The organism is Amycolatopsis aidingensis, assembly GCF_018885265.1.
In the GTDB taxonomy this organism is placed as follows: domain Bacteria; phylum Actinomycetota; class Actinomycetes; order Mycobacteriales; family Pseudonocardiaceae; genus Amycolatopsis; species Amycolatopsis aidingensis.
In genome coordinates this window covers 2581793-2604694 of the sequence record NZ_CP076538.1, presented here as the reverse complement: position 1 = coordinate 2604694, position 22902 = coordinate 2581793, and the positions used below count along the sequence as shown (strand labels likewise).

Here is a 22902-nt window from a genome sequence, read left to right as displayed (position 1 = left end):
CGCGCGAGTTCTTCCACTCGCCCTGAGCAGCGAAAGTCCAGTTCGGGAACACGCTCTCAGCCACGCGCGCCGAGCAGATGCTCCAGCGCGAGCTGGGAAAGGGTGACGAAACCGTAACCGCGCCGCGCGGCGGCCTCGGGGTCGAACTCCTCGTAGGCGGTGCGGTCGGCGCGCAGGTCGGCGACGCTCTCGCCGTCCGCGAGGGTGGGCAGGCTCAGCTCGTCCAGGCCGGAGTCCCGCCTGGCCTGCCGCACCTCGGGATCGGCGCGGAAGGCCGCGGCGCGCTCCCGCAGCAGCAGGTAGCTGCGCATGTTCGCGGCCGCCGACTGCCACACCCCGTCGATCCCCTCGGTGCGCAGCGGCTTGTAGTCGAAATGCCGCGGCCCCTCGTAACCACCGCTCTCCAGCAGGTCCACCAGGAAGAACGCGGAAAGCAGGTCGCCGTGCCCGAAGATCATGTCCTGGTCGTAACGCGGCCCGCGCTGGCCGTTGAGGTCGAGGTGGAACAGCTTGCCAGCCCACAGGGCCTGCCCGACGCCGTGCACGAAGTTCAGGCCGGCCATCTGCTCATGGCCGACCTCGGGGTTCACCCCGACCAGCTCGCCGTGCTCCAGCCGCGCGATGAAGGCCAGCGCGTGCCCGATCGTGGGCAGCAGGATGTCGCCGCGCGGCTCGTTCGGCTTCGGCTCCAGCGCCAGGCGCAGGTCATAGCCCTGGTCGAGGACGTACTGGGCGAGGGTGTCGATGCCCTCCGCGTAGCGGTCGAGCGCCGCGGGCACGTCCTTCGCCGCATCCGTCTCGGAGCCTTCCCTGCCGCCCCACAGCACATAGGTGCGCGCACCCAGCTCGGCGGCGAGATCCATATTGCGCATCACCTTGCGCAGCGCGAACCGGCGCACCGAGCGATCGTTGCTGGTCAGCCCACCGTCCTTGAAGACGGGATGACCGAAAAGGTTGGTGGTCACCATCGGCACCACCAGCCCGGTCTCCTCCAGCGCCGAGCGGAACCGCGCGATCCTGCGGTCCCGCTCGGTGTCCGCGCTGCCGAACGGGATCAGGTCGTCATCGTGGAAGGTCACACCCCAGGCACCCAGCTCGGCCAGCCGGTGCACCGCCTCCACCGCGTCGAGCGGATCCCTGGTCGGCTCGCCGAACGGATCGCTCGCCCGCCAGCCCACGGTCCACAAGCCGAAGCTGAACTTGTCCTGACGAGTGGGCTGCGCAGTCATCGTCCCTCCCGGACACCGATTCGCGAATTTGTTCAGTGATTGAACGTAGAGTCGTGTCCCGGCGACGTCAAGGCTTCGTTCGGGCGTTGAACCAATACAATCCCCCGGTGCACACTTCACCGCCCGCCGGCCAGCACACCGTGCGCAGGCACAACTGCGCGCTCGTGCTGCGCGCCATCGCCGCCTCCCCCGGCATCTCCAGGGCGGGCGTGGCGGCGCGCACCGGCCTGGCCAAGGCCACGGTTTCCAGCCTCACCGAACGGCTGACCACGGCGGGCCTCGTCGCCCCGACCGGACCGCAGTCCAGGGCGGGCCGCGGCCGCAGGGGCACGGGGCTGACCCTGTCCCCGAACGGGCCGCATGGGCTCGGCCTCGAGATCGGCGTGGACTACATCGCCGCCGGCCTCGCCGACCCGCAGGGCGAGCTGCACGCGCACCGGGTACGGCACGGTGACAACCGGCCCCGCTCCGCACGCCAGGTGCTGGCGCTGGCCGCCCGCGCCGTGCGCACGGCGCTGCGCGACGCCGGGGAACGGGGCGTTCCGGTCGGCGGTGTCGCGGTCGCGGTACCCGGGCTCGTCGACTCCGGCACCGGGCTGCTGCGGACCGCCCCGAACCTGGGCTGGCAGGAGATCGACCTCGTACGCTCCCTGCGCGAGCGCACCGAGCTGGGCACGCTGCCGATCGCGACCGGCAACGAGGCCGACTTCGCGGCCGCGGCCGAGTTCCTCAGCGGCGGCGCGGAGGGGCCGCGCGATTTCCTCCACGTGTCCGGCGAGGTGGGTATCGGCGCAGGCATCATCATCGACGGCACGGTTTTCCGTGGGGTGCACGGCCATGCCGGGGAGATCGGCCATCTGTGCGTCGATCCCGCCGGGCCACCGTGCCGGTGCGGCGCGCCCGGCTGCCTGGAACGGCTCGCCGGTCAGGAACAGATATTGCAGGATGCGGGGATCGACGGCGGCGCGGCCGAGCAGGCGATGCGGCTCCTGCTGCGCAGGCTCGAGGCCGCCGACCGCAGGGCCGTGGCCGCGGTGGAAACAGCCGGCCGCTGGCTCGGCACCGGGCTCGCCAGCGTGATCAATGCCGTGGACGTACCCGCGATCGTGCTCGGCGGCACCTACGCGACCCTGCAACCCTGGCTCGAGCCGCCGCTGCGGGCCGAGCTCGACCGCCGCGTGATCAGCGCGGCCTGGTCCCCGATCACGGTGCTCCGTTCCCGGCTCGGCTCCGAGGCCGCGGTGCGGGGCGCGGCGGCTGCTGCCGTGCAGGCCATTCTCGACGACCCGGAGCCCTATGTGGCCACCAGAGAACAGGGCACCGGCTGATCGGGCCTAACCAGCGTCTAGTGTCCTGCGCCTGAATTGGCTTGTGTAAATGTATGGTTCGGGGATGGCGCGGATCGGTCGGCCGAAGAAGGCTGAGTTGACGGTGAGCGAGGCTGATCGTCGGGAGTTGGTGCGTGGGGCGCGGGCGGCGACGTCGACGCAGGCGTATGCGTTGCGGTGTCGGATTGTGCTGGCGTGTGCGGAGCCGGGTGCGTTCAATAAGGATGTGGCTGCCGCTGTGGGGGTGTCGGTGCCGACGGTGGCCAAGTGGCGGGGTCGGTTCATCGAGCATGGCTTGGCCGGGTTGGCTGACGAGCCGCGGCCGGGGCGTCCGCCGTCGATCCTGCTGGACCAGGTCGAGGAAGTGGTTGCCTTGACTCTGGAACAGACGCCGCGCAACGCCACGCATTGGTCGCGGGCTTCGATGGCCGAGCGCACCGGGCTGTCGCGCTCGACTGTGGGCAGGATCTGGCGGCGTTTCGACCTCAAGCCCCATGTGGTGGACGGGTTCACACTCTCGACGGATCCGCTGTTCGTGCGCAAAGTCGTGGATGTTGTCGGGCTGTATCACAATCCGCCCGAGCGGGCGGTGGTGCTGTGTGTCGACGAGAAGTCCCAGATGCAGGCGTTGGATCGGTCCCAGCCGGTCCTGCCGATGATGCCGGGCATGCCGGAGCGACGCACCCACGACTACGCTCGCCATGGCACGACCAGCCTGTTCGCGGCGTTCAACATCGCCGATGGCACGGTCATCACCGAGTTGCATCGCCGCCACCGCGCCACCGAGTTCAAGAAGTTCCTCACCAGCATCGACAAGGCGGTGCCCGCCGACCTCGACGTGCACCTGGTCTGCGACAACCTGGCCACCCACAAAACACCGATCGTCAACGAGTGGCTGGCACGGCATCCGCGCTTCCATGTGCATTTCACCCCGACCGGGTCGTCGTGGATCAACCAAGTGGAGCGCTGGTTCGGCTACCTCACCGACCAGCTCACCCGCCGCGGAGCCCACACCAGTGTGGCGGGATTGGAGAAGGACGTCCGCGACTGGATCCAGCGGTGGAACGCCGACCCCAAACCCTTCGTCTGGCGCAAGACCGCCGAAGAGATCCTCGACTCCCTCGCCCGATATCTACAACGCATTTCAGGCGCAGGACACTAGGCCGGCAGGTCGGCCGCGTAGCCGGCCACCTCCTCCTCGCCGACTTCGGCGTACCCGTCCTCGGTGACGACGGCCACCGTGGGGTACAGCCTGCGCGGGGCATCCGGGCCGCCGGTGGCGGTGTCCTCTTCGGCCGCGTCGAACAACGCCTCCACCGCGATGCGCACGGCCTCGCTCCGGTCGAGCCCGGCCCGCCAGCGCTTCTTCAGGGTCCCCTTGGCGAAGTGCCAGCCGGAGCCCGAGCCGCCGTACTCGTGTTCCTCCGACGGCGAACCCGCCACGTCGAAGGTGAAGATACGACCGACGTGCTCCAGCTTGTCCCAGCCCGCGAACACCGGCACCGCGGCGAGCCCCTGCATGGCCTGCTGCAGATTACCGCGCAGCATCACCGAAACCCGGTTGACCTTGGCCGGAAAACTCAGTTCGACGCCTTCCAGCTTCTCGTAGTGCTCGAGCTCCAGCTGAAAGAGCGACACCATTTCCTTCCCCATGGCGACCGAGCCGGCGAAAGCAATACACGAATGGCTGTCCGCGGCCTGGACCTTACGCAGGTCGCGTTGGGCGATGAGATTTCCGGTCGTCGCGCGCCGGTCACCGGCAACAACGACACCGTCCCGGTAGCGCAGTGCGAAAATGGTGGTCCCGTGCGCATACGGCAGGTCGACGGGAGCCTCGTCCGAGCGGCGCAGGGTCTGCGGCGCGTGTTCCTGCACCAACCGGAAGAACGACGAGTCACCGACCGACATCAGAGCGGGGAATGAGTACGAGGGCGGCTGCTGTGCCGGTGAGTTCACAATGCGTCCTTGTCGTTCATCTGTCTTCGTCGTCCATCACTCACGGTGTCGCCTCGCGCCGAGACTCTGGATCATCCTATCGTCGGCACGCGCCCGCACACCAGTATGCCGCAGGCCCGCCCGGTCAGGAGAGATCGGTCACCAGGGCCCGTAACGCCTGCCCCGCCTGCTCGCTCCGCAGCAGGTAGAAGTGCTCACCGGGGAACTCCCGGATGATGGGCGGCAGGCCGGTGGCGGCCGCCCACTCCTGGAGTTCCTCCGGCGCCAGGTGCGGATCGTCCCGGCCGAACCAGACATGGTAGGCGGCCGCGTTGCCTGCCCCGGCAGGCGGCGGGCGGTAGGTGTCGGCGAGATGCAGGTCTTGTCCCATCAGCGTGACGGCATGCTCCAGGGTGTCCTGGTCCTCGAACACCTCGGGTGGGCAGCCACCCCGGTCCTGTAGCTCGACGAGCAACTGCTCGCGGGTCCGCACCCGGAACGGCTCCGCGGGGTGGGTAGCCACCCTGGCGGCCACCGCGGGTGCCGGGAAGGCCGACACGACCACCGCCCGCACCCGCTCGCGTTCCCGCTCCGGCAGGCCGACCGCCAGGCTGTGCGCGATCAGCGCACCGAGGCTGTGCCCGAGGATCAGGGTCGGCCGGTCGACCGCCGCGGTGACCTCGGGGAGCAGGACCTCCAGTGCGGCGGCGAAGTCCGGCGCCGGTGGCTCGGCCGAGCGCAGCCCACGCCCCGGCAGCTCCAGCAGCACGGGCTCGCAGTCGGCCTGCAGCCGTTTCGCCAGCGGCAGCAGGGACATCGCCGAGCCGCCCGCGTGATGCAGCAGCAACACCCGCAGCCGCGCACCGGGGTTCTCCAGCACCAGCTGGCCGGCACCGAGTTTCACGAGGCCTCCATGGTGACCGGCAGCGCGGTGATGCCCTGGATGAAGTTGGACCGCAGCCGGGTGATCTCCCCGTCGAGGGCGAACCGGACCCTGCTCTGCGCCAGCCTCCGGAACAGGATGGGCAGCTCGACCTGCGCGACCACCGAGCCGATGCAGCGGTGAATGCCGACGCCATAGGCGAGATGCCGGTTCGGCGAGCGGTCCAGGCGGAACTCCTCCGGCCGGTCGAACTGCCGCTCGTCCATGTTCGCCGAGACGTTCCACAACGTCACCGGCTGGCCTGCGGTGATGACCTTGTCCCCGATGGACACGTCCCTGGTCGCGCGGCGCAGCACGTAGGCGTTGCTGGTGGCCCAGCGCAGGATCTCGTTCACCGCGGAGTCGAGCAGGTCGGGCCGGTCCAGCAGCAGCCGGTGCTGGTCCGGGTTCTCGATCAGCGCGAGCACCCCGGCCACGGCCGTGTAGGACGAGGTCTCGTTCCCGCCGACCGCCACGTTCATGCAGTTGTAGAGGATGTCCTCCTCGGGCAGACGGTGCCCGTTGACCTCCGCCTCGGCCAGCACGCTGACCAGGTCCGACCCCGGTTTGCGGCGCCGCTCGCGCAGGATATCCGCGAAGAACTCGAAGATCTCGGCCTGGATCATCGCCAGCCGGAGCCGCTCGTCCTCCGCGGTGTCCACCCAGTTGGGATCCCGGAACCCGATCATCCGGCGGGTCATGTTGATCAGGGTGTGCGCGTCCTGCTCACCGATGCCGACCATCGCGACCAGCGCACGGGCAGGCAGTTCCGGCGCGATATCGGTGGCGAAGTCGCAGCCACCGTCGGCCAGCGCACGATCGACCACGGCATTCACCCCGGCGGTGACCTCCCGCGCGACGCGGTCCACGAACTCAGGGCCGAAGACCGTGTGCATGGCATGCCGCAACATCCGGTGCCGGGGCGGGTCGGAGGCCACCAGCATCCGGTTCGCGGCCGTGTCCACCTCGCCGCTGGAGAAGGAACCACCCAGCATCGGCCCGCCGCTCGAGCTCAGACCGGAGTGATCGTTATAGGCGTCGAATATGTCCCGATAGGTGGTCAATGCCCAGAAACCGCCGCCCGCGCCGGTCGGGTGCCAGTACACCGGATCGTGCCGCCGCAGCCAGGCCAGCATCTCGTGGTGGCGGCCGTGCACGAAGGCGTCCGGATCGGTGAGGTCGATGGCCGGGGCACTCACGGTGTCACCGAACCCTTCCTGCCCCGGATCAGGGTGGCCAGCGCGCGGAGTTCGCTGTTGGCCAGCACGTCCTTGGGCTCGAGTTGCACATCCAGCTCGCGACTGATCCGGCGCTGCACCCGGAAGGCCTGCAGCGAGTTGCCGCCGAGGGAGAAGAAGTCGTCGGTGGTGCCGATCCGCTCGACCGCGAGCAGGTCCTCCCAGAGCTCGACCAGGTAGCGCTCGATCTCGTCGCCGGGGGCGACCAGGCTGTCCCGCCTGCGCAGGTGCTCGTCGGCGAGCTCCCGCAGCCGCGCGACGTCACGCTTGCCGTGGTCGTTCGCGGGAATCCCGTCCACCAGCACGAACGAGCTCGGCACCATGAACTCCGGCATCCGCTCGACGGCGTGGTCCCGCAGTTCCCGCGGGGTGACCCGGCCGTAGTGCCCCACCAGCGCCACCAGGTGCTTGTCCTGTCCCTCGCCGGTCACCAGCACGGCGACCTCACGGACCTCAGGGTGCCTGCCGAGGATCCGTTCCACCTCGCCCGGTTCCACCCGATGGCCACGGATCTTGACCTGGTCGTCGATCCGGCCGTGGTACTCGAGCACCCCGTCCTCCCGGCGCATCGCAAGGTCACCGGTGGCGTACATCCGGGAACCCGCGCCGGCAAACGGATCGGGCCGGAACCGCTCGGCGGTCAGGCCGGGCTGGTCCAGGTAGCCCCTCGTGACCCCGGATCCGCCGATGTGCAGCTCGCCAACCGTTCCGGCAGGCACCTCGCGCAGCGCGGCGTCGAGGAGGTAGATCGCGGACCCGGCCAGCTCCGTGCCGATCGGAACGGTGTCCGCGGCAAGGTCCGCCTTGGTGACCGGGTGCGCCGTGCAGGCGGTGGTGCCCTCGGTCGGGCCATAGAGGTTGTAGAACTCGCCCTGGTATCCGCTGTCCAGCAGTTCCCGGCAGGCGGCCGGGGCGAGTACGTCACCCCCGGTGTGCAGGATGCGCAGCATGCCGAAGGTGTCCCGATCTTCCCGCAGCACGTGGTTGACGGCCATGGTCGGCGCCAGCATCGCGGTGATCTGGCGTCGTTTGAGCTCCCGCCGGATGTCCCCGCCGATCAGATCCGGCATGGCGGGCAACACCACGATCTCGGCGCCGGCCGCCAGGGTGCACCAGGTCTCGAAGTGGAAGGCATCGAAGGACACGCTGGACACCTGGGCGACCCGGTCACCGGGCTCCAGCTCCGGCAGTGCCGCGTCCCCCGCGAAACTCACCAGGTTCCCGTGCTGCAGGACGACCGCTTTGGGCTCGCCGGAGGAGCCGGAGGTGAACAGCACCGCGGCGGCGTCCTCCGGCCGGGGACCGGCTTCGACTGCGACCTCCACCCGCGCGGGCTGCTGCCCGTCCCCGTCCAGCTCGATGCGTTCGACCTCGAGCGAGGCAAGCTGCCCCGCCCGCTCGGGGCTGGTGATCAGCGCGGCCGGCCTGCTCTGCGTGATGAGCTGATCCCGCCGCCCGTCCGGGTAGCGGGTGTCGGTCGGTACGTAGGCCGCACCGGCCTTCAGGATGCCCAGCATCGCCACGAACATCGGTGCGCCACGGTCGAGGTAACACACCACGCGGTCCTCCCGTCCGATACCGCGGTCGCGCAGCCGCCGGGCCAGCTCCTCGGCCCTGGCGTCCAGTTCCGCGTAGCTGTACCGGCGCGTCCCGTCATTCACCGCCGGGCGCTGCGGGTGGCGCGCCACGGTGGCGGCGAACATGCTGACCAACGTCGCCGACCCCACTCCGGGGACCGGGGCCGGGGCCAGGGTCGCGTGCTGATCGATCCACTCCCGGCACTCCGCAAGGGAACCGCTGGGACCGGCGGCCCGCCACCCGTCCGGCAGCGGTTCGCCCGCGGGCCACACGCTGACCGAACCCGCCGCGTTGGCGACGATCGAGAACTGGTCCGGATCGGATGTCATATCGACCCCCTGTGATCGAGTACTTCGCGCATTCGCTCGGCCAGCACGTCCACGTGTTCCGCGGCCAGCACGGAGTGGTGGTCACCGGGAACGCCGACCACCCTGGCGCCGCGCCGGTAGGTGCCCCGCAGGGAACGCTCGACCCGGCGCCGCACCCTTGCCGTCAACCCGGTTTTGAAGATCACCGCGGCACAGTCGATCGGCCGGGGGACGTACCGCAGCAATGCGCGCACGTTCGCCCGGTAGACCCGGACGAACTCCGCGCCCTGCCGCTGCCCGGCGAGGCCGAGCGCGTCGCCGAGATTGCCGTCCCGGCCGAGCAACCCGGCAGGCAGGGCCGTCTCGAGCTGATACCACAGGCCGCGGCCGAGGTAACCGGGTAGCGCCCCGACCGGCGCACCCCAGGTGCGGGGCACGAACCCGTCGATGCACAGCAGCGAGTCCACCCGCTCCCCGTCGGCCAGCAACCGGGCGGCCATCTCGTGCGCGACCATGGCGCCTACCGACCACCCGGCGAGCCGGTACGGTCCGTTCGGCCGGATCTCGCGCAGCAGCTCCAGGTTCGCGGCTGCCAGGTCCTCGATCCGGGTCAGTGGCACGACTCCGTCGTGCAATCCGGGCGTCTCCAGGCCGTACACCGGTTCCCGCGCACCCAGCTGCGGCACCAGATGCCGGTAGCACAGCGTGCTTCCGGCACCGGGTGCGGTGAACACCAGCGGCACGCCATCCCCGTGCTCGGCCAGCCGCACCAGGTTGGGCGGGGTGCTCGGGGAGCGCGTTTCCTGCTGCTCGCGTACCCATCGCAGCAGCACGCCGAAGGTGGGCCGGGTGGCGAAATCGGTCAGCTGCACCCGTACCCCGGTGCGCTCCCGCACCTGCCCGAGCAGGTGTACCAGGCCGAGGGACTCGCCACCCAGCCGGTAGAAGTCGTCCTCCGCCGCGGCCGAGGTCACGCCGAGGGCGTCGCACCACAGTTCGGTCAGCGTGTCCACCAGTGCGTCCGGCTGCCCGGCAGGGGTGGTCTCCGGTGGGCCGGAGTTCCGCGGCGCGGGGGGCGCGGTGGGCTCCCGGTGCACGATGACCGGTTCGGCCCCCGTGGCCTGCCTGGCGACGTCGGCGGCCGGGTCGCCAAGGCCGTCCCGGTCGGCGAGGGTGGCCACCAGCACGGCGTGCTCCGCCCCCGCCGGGCCGGTATCGGGTTGCGGCGCGAAGCCGGCCTCGGTCAACGCCCGGTGCCAGCCGGTGAGAGCCAGTTCCGGGGAGGACCCGCGCAGGTGGTCTTCGGCGTTCCACCAGCCGGGCGCCAGGCCCCACACCAGGTGGGTCCAGGACTCGGCCCTGGTCAGCTCGATCAGGCAGAGCGTTCCGTTCTCCCGCAGCAACCGGCGCAGGTTGCCCAGCGCGGCCGGTACCGAAGGAGCCACATGCACCACGTTGTAGCCGAGGATCAGGTCATAGCTGCCGGGGATCAGGCCCTGCTGGACCGGATCCGCCGTGATGTCGAAGGTCCTGGCACGCACCCCGCGTTCACCCCGCTCGGCCGCCCGGCGCCGCAGCTGGGCCACCAGCATCGGGCTGACCTCGGTGACGTCGTAGGTCACCTGGTCCCGGCCGGCCCAGGCGTCCAGCAGGGGCCAGGTGAGCCCGCCCCGGCCTGCGCCGATCTCCAGCACGCGCAACGGCTCACCGCCCCGGCGTTCGTACCAGGCCGGAATCGACCGCCGCACCGCCTCCAGGCAGTGTCCGCTGCCGCCGAGCGGCACGGCGTTGTCCCGCAGACAGCGGCTGAGCAGGTCGTCCGAACCGTCCGGGTAGAGCACCGAAACCGGCTCGACCCGGCCTGCGAACACGTCGGGGTAATGGGCCGCGCAGTGCCGCAGCAGTTCCCGCAGGCCGGCCACCTCGTCGAGTTCCCCTGCCCTGGCCAGTGCCGCCGCCACCCGCGCGCCGAGGTCGGCAACCGGGCGATCCTCGCCGGTCAGCCAGCCACGCGCGCGCAGGAGGTCCAGCAGGAACCCGGCCAGCCTCGGCAGGCGACCGTCCGCGGTCAGCGCGGCCACGCCCGAGTCCAGCACCACCTGGCCTGCCAGGCCTGCGGAGAACTCGCGCAGCGCGTCGGTCAGGTCCGGCCGGTCGGCCACCGTGCGCTCGGCCCGCTCCGGCCAGATCACCGGGTCCGCCAGTGGTTTTGCCGTGCTGGGCGCGTGCGAACCGACCACGGTGGCGCCGCCGTCCACCAGTTCCTCGGCGAGGGCGGCCACCCTGGCCGGCTGGTCCCCGACCACCACCATGCCGGCCTGCGCCGCGGGGCGTTGCCCACCCGCCTGCGCCTGCCGCTCCGGGATCGGCTCGGAGTCCAGCGGAACCGGTGGGAGCCAGCAGCGCACCGGCGGTTCCTCGAACAACGCGGCCCAGTCGAGTGGGAGTCCTGCCTCCCACAGCCTGCCCAGCGCGCCCAGCAGGGCGTCCCGCCGGGGTTCTGCCTGCCTGCCGATGAACGGGACGGCGAGGCCGGACTCGCTCCACCGCTCGTGCCGCCGCAGCCCGCCGGTCATCGTCTGCCCCGGTCCGAGTTCGATCAGCACCTCACACCCCTGGCCGAGTACGGTGGCCATGCCCTCGGTGAGGCGTACCGGCGAGCACAGGTGCTCGGACCAGTAGCCGGGGTCGGCAAGACGGTCCGGTTCGGCAAGACGGCCGGTCAGGTTGGACACCACCGGAAGTTCGGCGCGCCCGGCCGGGAGCCGGGCCAGCACCGCGCGCAGACCATCGGTCGCCGGTCGCATCCGCTCGGTGTGGAACGGCCGGTCGGCGTCGATCACCCTGGCCTCGATCCCGGCATCGGCCAGCTCGGCGTGCAGGCGGTGCACCCGCTCGGTGCTGCCGGCCAGCACCACCTGCCCCGGCCCCTCGGTGGCCACCTCCAGCCCGTGCCGCGGCGGCAGGTCCTCCGGTGCGGCGTAGACGGCGAGCATCCCGCCAGGTGGCCCGGCTCGCATGGCCAGGGCGCGTTCGCCGACCACCTCGAGCCCCGCGGCCAGATCCCAGACCCCGGCCAGCGCCGCGGCCACGTACTCGCCCGCGCTGTGCCCCAGCATCGCCGCCGGGCGGATGCCCCAGGCGAGCAGTTGCCGCCCGAGGGCGTAGCCGACCGAGAACAGGCCGACCTGCTGGGTGAAGCTGTCCGCCAGCTGCTCGGCCGGGGCGCGAGCGGCCAGCGCGGCGTGCAGGTCCAGCCCCCACTTCCCGGCCACCACCCTGGCCGCCTGGTCGAACAGCTCACGAAACACCGGCAGGGACTCGTAGCAGGCCTCGATCGCCCCCGGGTAGAGCGCGCCCTGGCCGGGGAACAGGAACCCGACGCGGGTCCTGGCCGCTGGCACGGCATCGGCCGGTTCCCGCAACGACGCCACGGCCCGATCGAGGTCCTCGGCAGGCACCGCGGTTCGGAAGGGCAACGCGGGCCTGCCCGCGGCGAGGGTCCACGCAACCGCGACCGGATCCGGCGCAGGCCGCTCGGTGAGCCGGTCGGCCAGTTCGGTACGCGCCTTGCGCAGCGCGCCGGCGGACGGCGCGGAAAGGCAGAACAGCTTCGGGCCGCGCGGGGACCCCGCCGCTCGCCGTGGTGGCCCCTCCAGGACGGCGTGCGCGTTGGTGCCACCGATACCGAAGGAGCTCACCGCCGCCAGCGCCGGCATGTCCTCCGGCAGCGGCTCGTTCTCGGTGACCACCCGGAACGGAGAGGACTCCAGTTCCAGTTTCGGGTTGGGTCGCCGGAAGTGCAGGCTGGGAACCAGTTCCCGGTGCTCGAGGCTGAGCGCGGCCTTGAGCAGCCCGGCGATCCCTGCGGCCGCCCCGGTGTGGCCGATGTTGCTCTTCACCGAGCCAAGCCCGCAGTAACCGACCCGGTCGGTCGCGTACCGGAACGCCGAGGTCAGCGCGGCCACCTCCACCGGATCGCCGAGCTGCGTCGCGGTCCCATGTGCCTCCACATAGGACAGGTCAGCCGGGTCAACGTCCGCCTGCGCCAGCGCCAGCCTGATCACGTCCCGCTGACCGGTCAGCGAGGGTGCGGTGTAGCCGATCTTCTCGCCGCCATCGTTGTTCAGCGCGGAACCCCGCAGCACCGCCATGATCCGGTCGCCGTCGGCGAGCGCGTCCTCGAGCCTGCGCAGCAGCACCACACCAGCCCCGTTGCTGGACACCGTGCCGGTGGAGTCCGCGTCGAAGGTCCGGCACCGGCCGTCCACGGACAGGATGTGGTCCTCCTGGTAGCGGTATCCGGTTTCCTGCGGAAGCCACAGGGTCACCCCGCCGGCCAGCGCGGCGTCGCACTCGTGGTTCAGCAGGCTCTGGCAGGCCTGGTGCACGGCGACCAGCGAGGTGGAGCACGCCGTCTGCACGCTGATCGCCGGGCCGCGCAACTTCAGCTTGTACGCCACCCTGGTGGCGAGGAAGTCCTTCTCCGCACCGATCAGCCCTTCCATCGTCTCCGGCGCCGACCGGGATCCCGTGGTGGAAAGGTCGCATCCGGCGAACACGCCGATCCAGCCGGGGAACCGCTCGGGATCCAGCCCGGCCTCGGTGAACGCAGCCCAGCAGACCTCGAGGAACACCCGCTGCTGCGGGTCGATCAGCCGCGCCTCGGCAAGGCTGTAACCGAAGAACCGCCAGTCGAAGTGCTCCGCGGCGGCCAGTACCCCGCGGGCAGGCACGTAGCCGGGGTGCTCGATCTCCGCAGCCGGTACGCCCGCCGCGCGCAGCCTGTCCGGGTCGAACCGGCTGATGGTGTCGGCTCCGGCCTGCAGGTTGCGCCAGAACTCCGCCACGTTCGAGGCACCGGGCATCCGTGCTCCGGCACCGACGATGGCAATCGCTTCGGTACTCATCGCCCGCGCGCCGCCCTCGATCGCCGGGCGCGGGCCAGGATCGGGTCCGGCTCACCGGCCCCGGTCCCGGTCCCGTTGGCAGGCTCGTCGACGGAGTCGACCCAGCGGGCGAGCCCGCGAATGGTGGGGAACTCGAACAGCCGGTGGATCGGAACGGGGTTCGCCAGCCTCGCCTCCAGCCTGGAGTGCAATGTGGACAGCAGCAACGAGTTCCCGCCGAGATCGAAGAAGTTGTCCTCAACACCGATCTCGTCCAGCCGCAGGACCTCGGCCCAGACCCCGGCGATGGTGTGCTCGGTTTCGGTCTCCGGGCCGCGCAGGTCGCCTCGTTGCCGGACGAGGTCGGCACGGCCCGCCTTGGGCAGAGCCGAGGTCTCCAGCTTGCCGTGCACCGAGGTGGGGATCTCGTCCAGCCAGACGATCGCGTCCGGGACCATGAACGGTGGCAGCCATTCCGCGAGGCGAGTGATCACCGATCCGGTGTCCCGTTCGGCGCCCGCGGCCGGGACCAGGTAGCCGACCAGCGCAGGTACCGAATCCGGAAAACCGGCGACGAGTGCCTGCCGCACCAGCGGATCCCGCTGCAATGCCACCTCGATCTCGTGCGGCTCGATCCGGTACCCGCGGATCTTGAACTGGCGATCCACCCTGCCGAGGAACTCCAGCCGGCCATCGGGGTTCCACCGGCCGAGATCCCCGGTCCGGTACCACGGGCCCGGCAGGAACCGCTCCTCGGTCGCCTCCGGCCTGCGCCAGTAACCGTCCGCGACGGCCACCCCGCCGAGCAGGATCTCGCCGGGCAGGCCGACCGGGACCCGCTTGCCCTCGCTATCCACAATGGATACCGAGGTTCCCTGGATCGGCCTGCCGACGTCGTTCACCGGCAAGGTGTTGTCGGTTCCGATCAGCAGCACCGATCCGACCACGGTGTTCTCGCTCGGCCCGTACGCGTTGCAGACCCGGTAGCAGGCGTCCGCGGGCAGCCGGGTGGTGAACGTGGTGCCGCCGATCGTCAGCCAGCGCAGGGTACGTGGCTGCCGCTCCCCCGCCACCAGCACCTCGGCCAGCGGGGTCGGCATGAAGCACATGGTGATCCGGTTGTGGTCCAGCCAGTCGACGACCTCCGGCACCACGATCGGCCGTTCGTAGGGCAGCACGCAGGCACCGGCAACCAGGTACGGCCACAGTTCCCATTGGGCGCCGTCGAAACCCACGCTGGCGAGCAGGCTGGCCCGGTCGTGCTCGGTCACTCCCAGGGTGTCCACGTGCCAGCGGGCGAGTTGCGCGATCCCGCGATGCCGCCAGACCGACCCCTTCGGCTGCCCGGTGGTGCCCGAGGTGTAGATCACGCAGGCATGGTCGTCCGGCTCCGGCAGCCCGGGCAGCTCCGCCGCGGCGTCCCCGGCCGCCGCCCGCTCCCCTGGGTCGACGACGGGGACCTCGCCACCGGCCGCCAGCTCGGCCAGCTCCGGGTGGTCGGTCACCGCGGCCACGGCGACCAGATCGTCGAGCATGAACCTGATCCGATCCGCCGGGTAACCCGGGTCGATCGGGCAGAAGGCGAATCCGGCCCGCCAGGCGGCGAGCTGGCTCACCACCAGGGACTCCCCGCGGTCCAGCAGCATGGCCACGACCGGGGTACCCGCGCCGCCTGTCCTTGCGGCGGCGCGCAACCGGTGTGCCATGGCCGTCACCCGCCGGTCGAGCTCGGCATAGCTGAGCTCCCCGGTCGACGAGCTGATCGCGGGCCGGTCCGGGCCCTGCAGCAGGCGCCGCCCGATCATCGCGGGCACCGAGTCGGGTTCGGCGGCGGCCGGACCGGACTCCAGCAACAGCAGCCGGTCGAGCTCATCTGGCGCCATCAGGTCCACCGTGGCCAGTGGCACGTCGAGCACCTCGGGCAGGGCGGCAAGCAACCGGCCGAACAGGGTGGCGAGCTGCCGGGCATCGGCCGCACCGATCCGGTCGCCCCGGTAGGACAGCATCGCGCCGATTTCGCCATCGGACTCGGTGACCGTGAGGGTGAGCCCGAACTTGGTGTCGTACTCCCACTGCGCGTCCACGGTGAACGGGTCCAGCTCCGCGGTACCGAGCCTGCCCTTGGTTCCCGACCCGGTGTTCACGTTCAGCATCACGTCCGCGTACGGGGTCCAGCCGGGCCTGCGGGCGGGGTTGAGGTGCTCGACCACCGACTCGAAGGGAGTCAGCCGGTGCTCCAGCGCGCCGAGGACCCGCTCCCGCACGGTGCTGAGCAGGTCGCCGACCGTGCCACCGGCCGGCTGCTCGGAACGCAGCACCACGGTGTTCAGACAGGGCCCGATCAGGCGTTCCCGCCCGGTGGCCTCCCGGTTGTCCACCGGGACACCGATGGTCACATCGTCGGCGCCGGTGAACCGGTGCAGTACCCCGGTGAGCGCGGTGGCCGCGGCCATGAACCAGGAGACGCCCGCCCCGGTCTGCAACTCGGCCAGCCTGCGGGAAAGGCCCGCGGGCAACGGAACGCGCACGGCCCCCGAGGGGCCGGCCTCGGCGGGCGCGGGGAGTGGCAGGTATGCCGCTGCCCCGTGCAGGGTGCGTGCCCAGTAGTCCAGCTCGGCCGGGAACTCCGTTCGCTGCCTCGCGGCCTGTTGCGCGGCCACGAACTGCCGGTACTGAGCGGGTGCCGGAATGTCCTTTTCGGACTCGTATTGTGCGCGCAGTTCCTCGAGCAGCACCGGCGCGGAGCCGAGGTCCCAGGCCAGGTGGTGGACCAGGATCGCGAACACCCGCTGCCCGCCTGCGGAGACCAGGCCGCACCGCAACGGTCGCCCGGAGGCCGGATCGATCGGCGTGGCCAGCTGATCGCGCAGCCAGCCGTCCAGATCGGGAACGGCCTCCTCGACCAGCGCCGGTTGCCACGGTTCGCCGACCCGCTGACGCAGGGTGCCGTCGACCACCTCGAACCTGGTCCGCAGGATCTCGTGCCTGCGCACCACCGCGGCCAGCGCTCCGGCGAGCCGGTCGGTGTCCAGCGTGCCGGACACCCGCCACAGCAACGGTACGACATACCGGTGCGCTTCCGGCTCGACCCGCTGGGCGAGGAAGATCCGTTCCTGGAAGCTGGATGCTGGCAGCTCGACGGGTTCGGCCGTGCCTGGTTCGCCGTCCCGCGTCCCGGCATCCGCCGGGGTCTCCGCGGTTGCGGCGAGTGCGTCGATGGCATCGGCGAGATCCTGCAGGCGCGGATGCTCGAACAGCAGCCGGATCGGTAGCGCGACCCCCACCCGCTCGGAAAGGGTGGCCAGCAGCTTGGCCGCGAGCAGCGAGTGCCCGCCGAGCTCGAAGAACGAGGACCGCGCGGTCAACCCGGTCACGCCGAGCAGCTCGGCCCATGCCTCGGCCACGGCGAGCGCGGTGGGACCGGATGGCTCGTCCCGGTCGGCCTCGGCCTGCTGCGGGGCGGCCCGCTCCGCCAGCCGGGCGAGTGCCTTCCGGTCGGGCTTCCCGTTGCTGGTCAACGGGATCCTGCTGAGCAGGTGATACCGGGCCGGCACAAGGTACCCGGGCAGCCTTGCCACGAGGTGTGCTCTGAGCTCGCCCTCGGTGACCTGGGCTGCCGTCTCGACGAACGCGACCAGCACGCCCGCGGAGCCGCCGAGCAGCGACACCACGGCCTGCCCGACGGCGGAATGCTGGGTGAGGCAGGACTCGATCTCCCCGAGCTCAACCCGGTAGCCACGGATCTTGACCTGGGAATCGGCCCTGCCGCAGATCTCGAGGCTGCCGTCCGGCCACCACCGGCCCAGGTCCCCGCTGCGGAACAGCAGGTCGGCCTCGCCGGGAGCGGCGAAGGGGTTCGGCACGAACCGCTCGGCGGTGAGCGCGGGCCTGCGCAGGTAGCCGTCAGCGACCCCGGGACCGCCGACGTAGACCTCGCCGACGGCGCCGGTCGGCAGCAGCCTGCGCCCGGTGCGCCGGTCCAGCACGTAGATCCGGGTCGTCGGGATCGGGCCACCGACGAGGCTGGTCCCGCCTGCCAGCTCCGCCGCGGTGATCCGGTGCGCGGTGGCATGCACGGTCACCTCGGTGATGCCGTACATGTTGACCAGCGCGACCTGTGGATGCGCGGCGGCCCAGTCCGCGATCCGCGCGGGGTCGAGCCGGTCCCCACCGAAGATCACGTACCGCAGGTCGAGCTCGCCCGCCACGGCCGGGAGACCCACCAGCTGGGCGAAGGCGCCGGGGGTCTGGTTCAGCACAGTGACCCGCTCGCGCACCAGCAGCTCGGCGAACCGCTCGGCATCCCGCGCCTGCTCGGCGTGCACCACCACCAGCCGTCCCCCGGTGGAAAGGCAGCCGAACAGCTCCCATACCGAGAAGTCGAAGTGGTAGGAGTGGAACAGGGTCCACACGTCGGCAGGGCCGAAGTCGAACCCGACGTCCTCCGGAGCCAGCAACCGGACCACGTTGCGGTGGCTGATCACCACACCCTTGGGTCGGCCCGTGGTACCCGAGGTGTAGATGCAGTACGCCGCGGAGTCCGGGTTGACCTCCGGCAGCGGCTGGGGTGGATATCCGGTCAACTCGTCGAGGGGCAGCGTGTGCACGCTGTCCAGTTCCAGTTCGTCCGCCGCTCCCCGCGCGCCGCCGACCAGCACGTCCACCCTGGCGTCGGCGAGCACGAACTGCTTGCGCTCCAGCGGCAGGTCCACGTCCACGGGCAGGTAGCCCGCGCCGGCCAGCAGCACCGCGAGGATCGCCGTCACCTGCCCGGTTCCCCGGCCAAGGTGCAGGCCGACCAGGTCGCCCGGCCGTACCCCGGCGGCCACCAGGCCGTGTGCCAGCTCCTCGGCTGAGCTGATCAGTTCGCGATAGCTCAGCCGGGTGTCGCCGTCGGTCACCGCGGTCGCGTCCGGTGCACGGCGGGCCTGCCGGAGCAGCAGTTCGGTCAGCGTGATCTCCGGATAGCCACTCGCGGTGTCATTCCATTCCCGCAGTTGCCGCCGCCGCTCGTCCTCGGTTGCCGGGTCCAGCGCACCGAGCGTCACCTCCGGATCGGCCGTGGCCTGAGCCAGCAAACGTCCGAAATGGACATCGAACTCGACGAATCGGGAGCGGTCGAAGTACTCCGCGTTGAACACCAGGCGGCCTTCCTGGCGTCCGTCCCGTGGCCGCAGGGCGAGGTGCAGGTCGTACTTGCCTGCACCGGAACCGAGCAGGGCCTGCCCCGCGCTCAGCCCGCCGTCCTGCTCGGCATCGAGGTAGCTGAACAGCACGTCGAACAGGGCCGTCCGGCTCATGTCCTTGCCGGGATCCAGCACCCGGACGAGGTCGTCGAAGGGTACGGCGTCGTGCCGCCGGGCGAAGTCCAGCTCGGCCTCGGCCTGCCGAAGCAGGTCGAGGAAGGGCGTGGCCGTCCCGGTGCGCAGCCTGATCGGAACCAATGTGGACAGTGGTCCGACGGCACCGGCGTTGCTCTCGTTCCGCGCAGGCTGGGTGGTGCCGATGACCAGCTCGTCCTGGCCGGAGTACCAGGACAGCAGCGCGCCGAAGGTGGAGAGCAGCACGGCGGCCGTGCTCACACCCGCGGCCGCCGCCAGCGTCTCGAGCTCGGTCGGCGGCGGGGAGGTGAGGTCGACCGCGTCCTCACGGTAGACGTGCACGGCGTCCCGGCGCCTGCTCTCCGGCAGCCGTAGCGGTTCGATCTCCCCGCTCAGCCGGTGCGCCACCGCCGCGAGGTCGTGCGCGACGCGGTCCCGGTCCACCTCCACCACGGGCGGTGCAGGCACGGTCTCCCCGATGAGTCGCGCCGCGAGCAGCCGCAACGAGGCCCGGTCCACGACGGCCTGGTGCCCGACAAGCACCAACCAGGCCGAACCGTCCACTCGTGTTTGTACGGCCACCCTGACCAGCAGGTCCTTGCCGAGATCGAAGGGCAGATCGAGCCAGCGGCGCAGCCGCTCCGGCAGCTCGGCGCCTTCGGCAGGCTCGGCGAACCAGGTCACCTCACCCCGCCGCGGGGCGTGCACCTGCTGCTCGAATCCCCGTTCGGTGAACACCAGGTTGGTACGCAGCACGGGGTGGTCGGCCAGCGCCGCGGTGAACTCCTCGGCGAGCCGGTCCGCGGCAGGCACCGACGACAGCAACCGCACCAGCGGAAGGTTGTGATACACCGGCGCGCCTGGGTAGACCACGCCGTTCTCGAACCGATCGACGAAACCCATCCGCTCCTGGTGCGGGGTGGCCGGTGGGTGCTCCCCCGCGGGTTGCACCGGGTGCAGGCGGTCCAGCATCGCGCGACCGGTGAGCACGAACCCCCGGGCGGCCGCCCGCCCGGCCGGCACCGCAGGGCCGATCCCGCGATCGGGATCGGTCACCAGTTCGTCCAGGACGGCGAGGTAGTCCTCGGCCAGCAGGTCCAGCGCGCTCAGGCCGAGCTCGCCTGCCGTGTCCTTCCACTGCATGGTGAACCCGTCGCGGTCCTCCCGCACCATGGTCTGCAACCGGTACCCGGCGACGTCGTGCGGCGGCAGCAGGGAAAGCGAGCAGTCCTCGTCCAGCGCGTGGTCGAAGACGTCGACGTCGCCGCGGGCACTGGAGTTCCAGTACTGGAAGATGGTGGTACCCACCACCGCTTCGGCCGGACCGTGCGCACCGGTGGAGCGCAGGATCGCCGGCTGGGGCAGATCCGCGAAACGGAGGCAACGGCGGATGTCCGCGCCGATGCGCTGCGCGGCCGAGGCATAGGTGTCGGAGTCGTCGAGGCGCTGCCGGATCGGTACCGCGTTGGAGAAGAAGCCGACCGCCTCCCGCAGCCCGGGACGGCCGCGCCGACCGTGCGTGGGCATGGAAACGACGAGGTCGTCCCGCCCGGTATGCCGGCGCAGCAACACGAGGTAAGCCGCGTACAGCACGACGGTCGAGGTCAACGCCAGTTGTTTGGCCACTGTCCGCACCCGCTGCACGAGCTCCCGGTCGAGCTCGACGGTACGCATCTGGAACTCCCCGGCCGGATCGGGTCCGGCCGGCAGGGTCAGCTCGGGCAGTTCGGCGAGATCCGTGCCGAGGTGCTCCCGCCAGAACTCACGGTGCCCCGCGCCCGCATCGCCCTCGGCCAGCTCGTGCTGCCGCAGGTTGAACTCGCGGATGTCGTCGAGGTCCGCAGGCGGCGGCAGCGGAACACCCCGGTAGGCCTCGGCGAGGACGGGCAGCAGGTTCAGCAGGGACATTCCGTCGTACACCAGGTGTGCCACGCTGATCAGCAGCACGGTCTCGCCGCCCGCGTGCAGCAACTCGAACCGGCTCGGCGGGCCCTGCTCCAGGTCGAAGGGCACCCTGGCGGCGGTGCGCACGGCCTGCTCCATGGGTTCGTCGAACACGCGCTCCCGCAGCCGCAACCGCGGCTGCCCCGCCCAGGACAACACCGGCCCCTCGGGAGCGGGCCGCACAACCCCGCGTAGCAACGGGAACCGTTCGCCGAGTGCCGCGACCGCGCGGTCCAACCGGGCCGGGTCGACGGTGCCCCGGACCGCGAACGGCGTGACGATCATGTTCTGGTACGCCGCGCGATCGAGCTGCCAGGACACCCACAGGGCCTGCTGGGTGACCGAGAGCGGGATCTGGATGATCTCCGTCAACTCCGCACCTCCCCGTCCGGATCGATCAGGTCATCGCCGAGCACGCCGAAGCCCCCGCGGCTCATCCAGGTGGCGGCCACCGCGGCGTGGTCGGCCGTGTCCTGCCCCGGTACCTCGCCCTCGGCGAGTTCGGTCCAGTACCCGTCCAGCCGGACCCGCGCCGCACTGCAGGCGACATCGGCCAGCCGCTGGGTGTCCTCGGCCTCCGCGCCCCCTGTGGACGCCGCCCTGGCCAGCACCAGCGCCGAGGTGGCCAGCTCGTCCAGAATCCGGTTCAGCACCACCAGCCGCTGCTGCCTGTCTGCCAGTTCCTGCCGGGAATGCTTGCGGCTCAACGCCAGCGCCGTACGCGCGAACCGCATGGACTGGCGAGCCACCTCGGCGAGGTGTTCCTGGTTCCGCGGGTGCAGGGCGGTGTCGGCGCACCAGGACACATCCGGCTCGCCCGACTCGATCTCGGCCAGGTTGTCCGGCTCCGGGTAGTAGTGGGCGAAGGTGGACACCTGGGAAGCCCAGTAGTCGAGCAGGAAGTCCACCCCGCCGGAGATCCGGAAGCCGCGAGCGTCCCGGTAGGCACGCTCCAGTGGCAGCGGGGGCGCGCCCCGGGCCGCCTTGCTGTCCGCGGTCTCGAACCCCTCGCCCGCCAGCAGGGACATCGTCCGGTCCAGCACCCGCCAGCAGGTGACCGAGGTGATGTTCTTGGCAGCCATCTGCTCGGGCAACCGGTTGACCGCTTCCGGTGTATCGGCGAGGCACCAGCGCACCAGGGTGTCCATGACGAAGGTGTCCGCGACGTTGTCCGCGATCAGTCGCCTGGTCAGTTCGTACTCGGCCAGCGGGCGCCCGTCGATGACCCTCGGCTCGGCGAACTCGCGCGCCCAGTGCACACACCGGCGGGCGAGGGCGAGGGAAGGAGCGGCGATCAGGTACATCCGGCCGGTGATGACCAACTGCATCAGGGTGGGCGTCAGCCTGTTGCCGGTGTCCGGAGCTTCCAGGAGCATGTGCTCGGCGGGTACCCGCACCTCGGCGAAGTCCAGCGCGGCGATCGGGAAACCGCGCAGGCCCATGAACTCGTGCGTGGACCGGACCCGGAACCCGGGACTGGTGGTGTCCACGAGGAACAACCGGCGGGTACCGGTGTCACCGTCCGGCACGGTCGCCGAGACGATCAACGTGTGCGCAACCGGCCCGTTGCCGATGTGTATCTTCTCGCCGCTCAGCAGGTAGGCGGAACCATCGTCAACCGGCGTCGCAACCGTGTCCCTGCCCTGGTTGGCCGCACCGCTGGGCTCGGTGTCCGCCGAGCCGGAGAGCACCCCGTCGGTCACCAGTTCCAGCAGGTACGACCGCAACGGGCCCGCGTCCACCGCGGGCAGCAGCGCGCCGACCCCGATCGCCGCCTGCACCGCCATGACCTGGGCGACCGGAACCGACCACCCCGCGGCGGCGTGCACCACGCGGAACACGTTGTGCGGGGACAGGCCGCGCCCGCCCGATTCCGGCGGTGTGGCCAGCGCAAGCCAGCCACCCTCGCCGAGCCGTTCGAGCAGCCCGTCCGGCAGCCGCCGCTCGCGGTCGATCCGTTCCGCGTCGACCTGCCCGGTGAGCAGGTCGGACAGTTCGGAAATGGCGCGGTCACCTGCCCGGCGGTCCGCATCGTCCTGCACCGGAAACGGGCAGATCAAATCCCAGGCCAGCCGCCCCACGGCCAGCTCTTCAACAAAACTTCGAATTCCAGAAATATTTAGTGCGCTCTTCGACTGAGACCCCACAGCACCCATGTCTCTGATTCGTTGGCGTTGGAAGGTTGAGAACCCGACAGCGCGCTCCCCCAT

Annotated in this window: 10 protein-coding genes; 2 read left to right on the top strand and 8 right to left on the bottom strand. The window is 71.0% G+C overall.

Going from position 1 to position 22902, the window contains the following annotated elements:
• Window positions 1-56: 56 nt before the first annotated feature.
• Window positions 57-1229 (bottom strand): xylose isomerase, encoded by a 1173-nt coding sequence (gene xylA / locus KOI47_RS12240; RefSeq protein WP_216216095.1) that lies wholly within the window; start codon window positions 1227-1229, stop codon window positions 57-59.
• Between the two features lie 107 nt (window positions 1230-1336).
• Here xylA and KOI47_RS12235 point away from each other — a divergent pair, with 107 nt between their 5' ends.
• Complete coding sequence (locus KOI47_RS12235) at window positions 1337-2557, top strand: ROK family transcriptional regulator (protein WP_216216094.1); 1221 nt, start codon at window positions 1337-1339, stop codon at window positions 2555-2557.
• Between the two features lie 64 nt (window positions 2558-2621).
• A complete protein-coding gene (locus tag KOI47_RS12230) occupies window positions 2622-3719 on the top strand; it encodes an IS630 family transposase (protein WP_216216093.1) in 1098 nt (365 codons plus the stop codon).
• Here KOI47_RS12230 and prcB read toward each other — a convergent pair.
• The 7 genes from prcB to KOI47_RS12195 form a co-directional block, all read right to left on the bottom strand.
• The gene (gene prcB / locus KOI47_RS12225) at window positions 3716-4465 is read right to left on the bottom strand and encodes a proteasome subunit beta (protein WP_216216092.1); all 750 of its coding nucleotides are present in this window, start codon (window positions 4463-4465) and stop codon (window positions 3716-3718) included. The genes KOI47_RS12230 and prcB overlap by 4 nt on opposite strands.
• A gap of 172 nt (window positions 4466-4637) precedes the next feature.
• Window positions 4638-5396, bottom strand: coding sequence for a thioesterase II family protein (locus KOI47_RS12220; RefSeq protein WP_216216091.1), 759 nt, complete (start codon window positions 5394-5396; stop codon window positions 4638-4640).
• A complete protein-coding gene (locus KOI47_RS12215; RefSeq protein ID WP_216216090.1) occupies window positions 5393-6613 on the bottom strand; it encodes a cytochrome P450 in 1221 nt (406 codons plus the stop codon). The genes KOI47_RS12220 and KOI47_RS12215 overlap by 4 nt, the downstream gene beginning before the upstream one ends.
• On the bottom strand, window positions 6610-8559 hold the full coding sequence (locus KOI47_RS12210; protein ID WP_216216089.1) for an amino acid adenylation domain-containing protein: 1950 nt from the start codon (window positions 8557-8559) through the stop codon (window positions 6610-6612). Before KOI47_RS12210 ends, KOI47_RS12215 begins: the two co-directional genes overlap by 4 nt.
• Entirely contained in the window at window positions 8556-13448 is a 4893-nt protein-coding gene (locus KOI47_RS12205) for a type I polyketide synthase (protein ID WP_216216088.1), read from the bottom strand. Before KOI47_RS12205 ends, KOI47_RS12210 begins: the two co-directional genes overlap by 4 nt.
• Complete coding sequence (locus tag KOI47_RS12200; protein ID WP_216216087.1) at window positions 13445-21064, bottom strand: non-ribosomal peptide synthetase; 7620 nt, start codon at window positions 21062-21064, stop codon at window positions 13445-13447. The genes KOI47_RS12205 and KOI47_RS12200 overlap by 4 nt, the downstream gene beginning before the upstream one ends.
• A complete protein-coding gene (locus KOI47_RS12195; protein WP_216216086.1) occupies window positions 21061-22773 on the bottom strand; it encodes an acyl-CoA dehydrogenase family protein in 1713 nt (570 codons plus the stop codon). Before KOI47_RS12195 ends, KOI47_RS12200 begins: the two co-directional genes overlap by 4 nt.
• Window positions 22774-22902: the final 129 nt, after the last annotated feature.

What these genes read in the sequence shown, in the direction of transcription:
- xylA (WP_216216095.1), bottom strand. Translation starts at nt 1,229, where the DNA reads ATGACTGCGCAGCCCACTCGTCAGGACAAGTTCAGCTTCGGCTTGTGG.
- prcB (WP_216216092.1), bottom strand. Translation starts at nt 4,465, where the DNA reads ATGTCGGTCGGTGACTCGTCGTTCTTCCGGTTGGTGCAGGAACACGCG.
- KOI47_RS12210 (WP_216216089.1), bottom strand. Translation starts at nt 8,559, where the DNA reads ATGACATCCGATCCGGACCAGTTCTCGATCGTCGCCAACGCGGCGGGT.
- KOI47_RS12205 (WP_216216088.1), bottom strand. Translation starts at nt 13,448, where the DNA reads ATGAGTACCGAAGCGATTGCCATCGTCGGTGCCGGAGCACGGATGCCC.
- KOI47_RS12230 (WP_216216093.1), top strand. Translation starts at nt 2,622, where the DNA reads ATGGCGCGGATCGGTCGGCCGAAGAAGGCTGAGTTGACGGTGAGCGAG.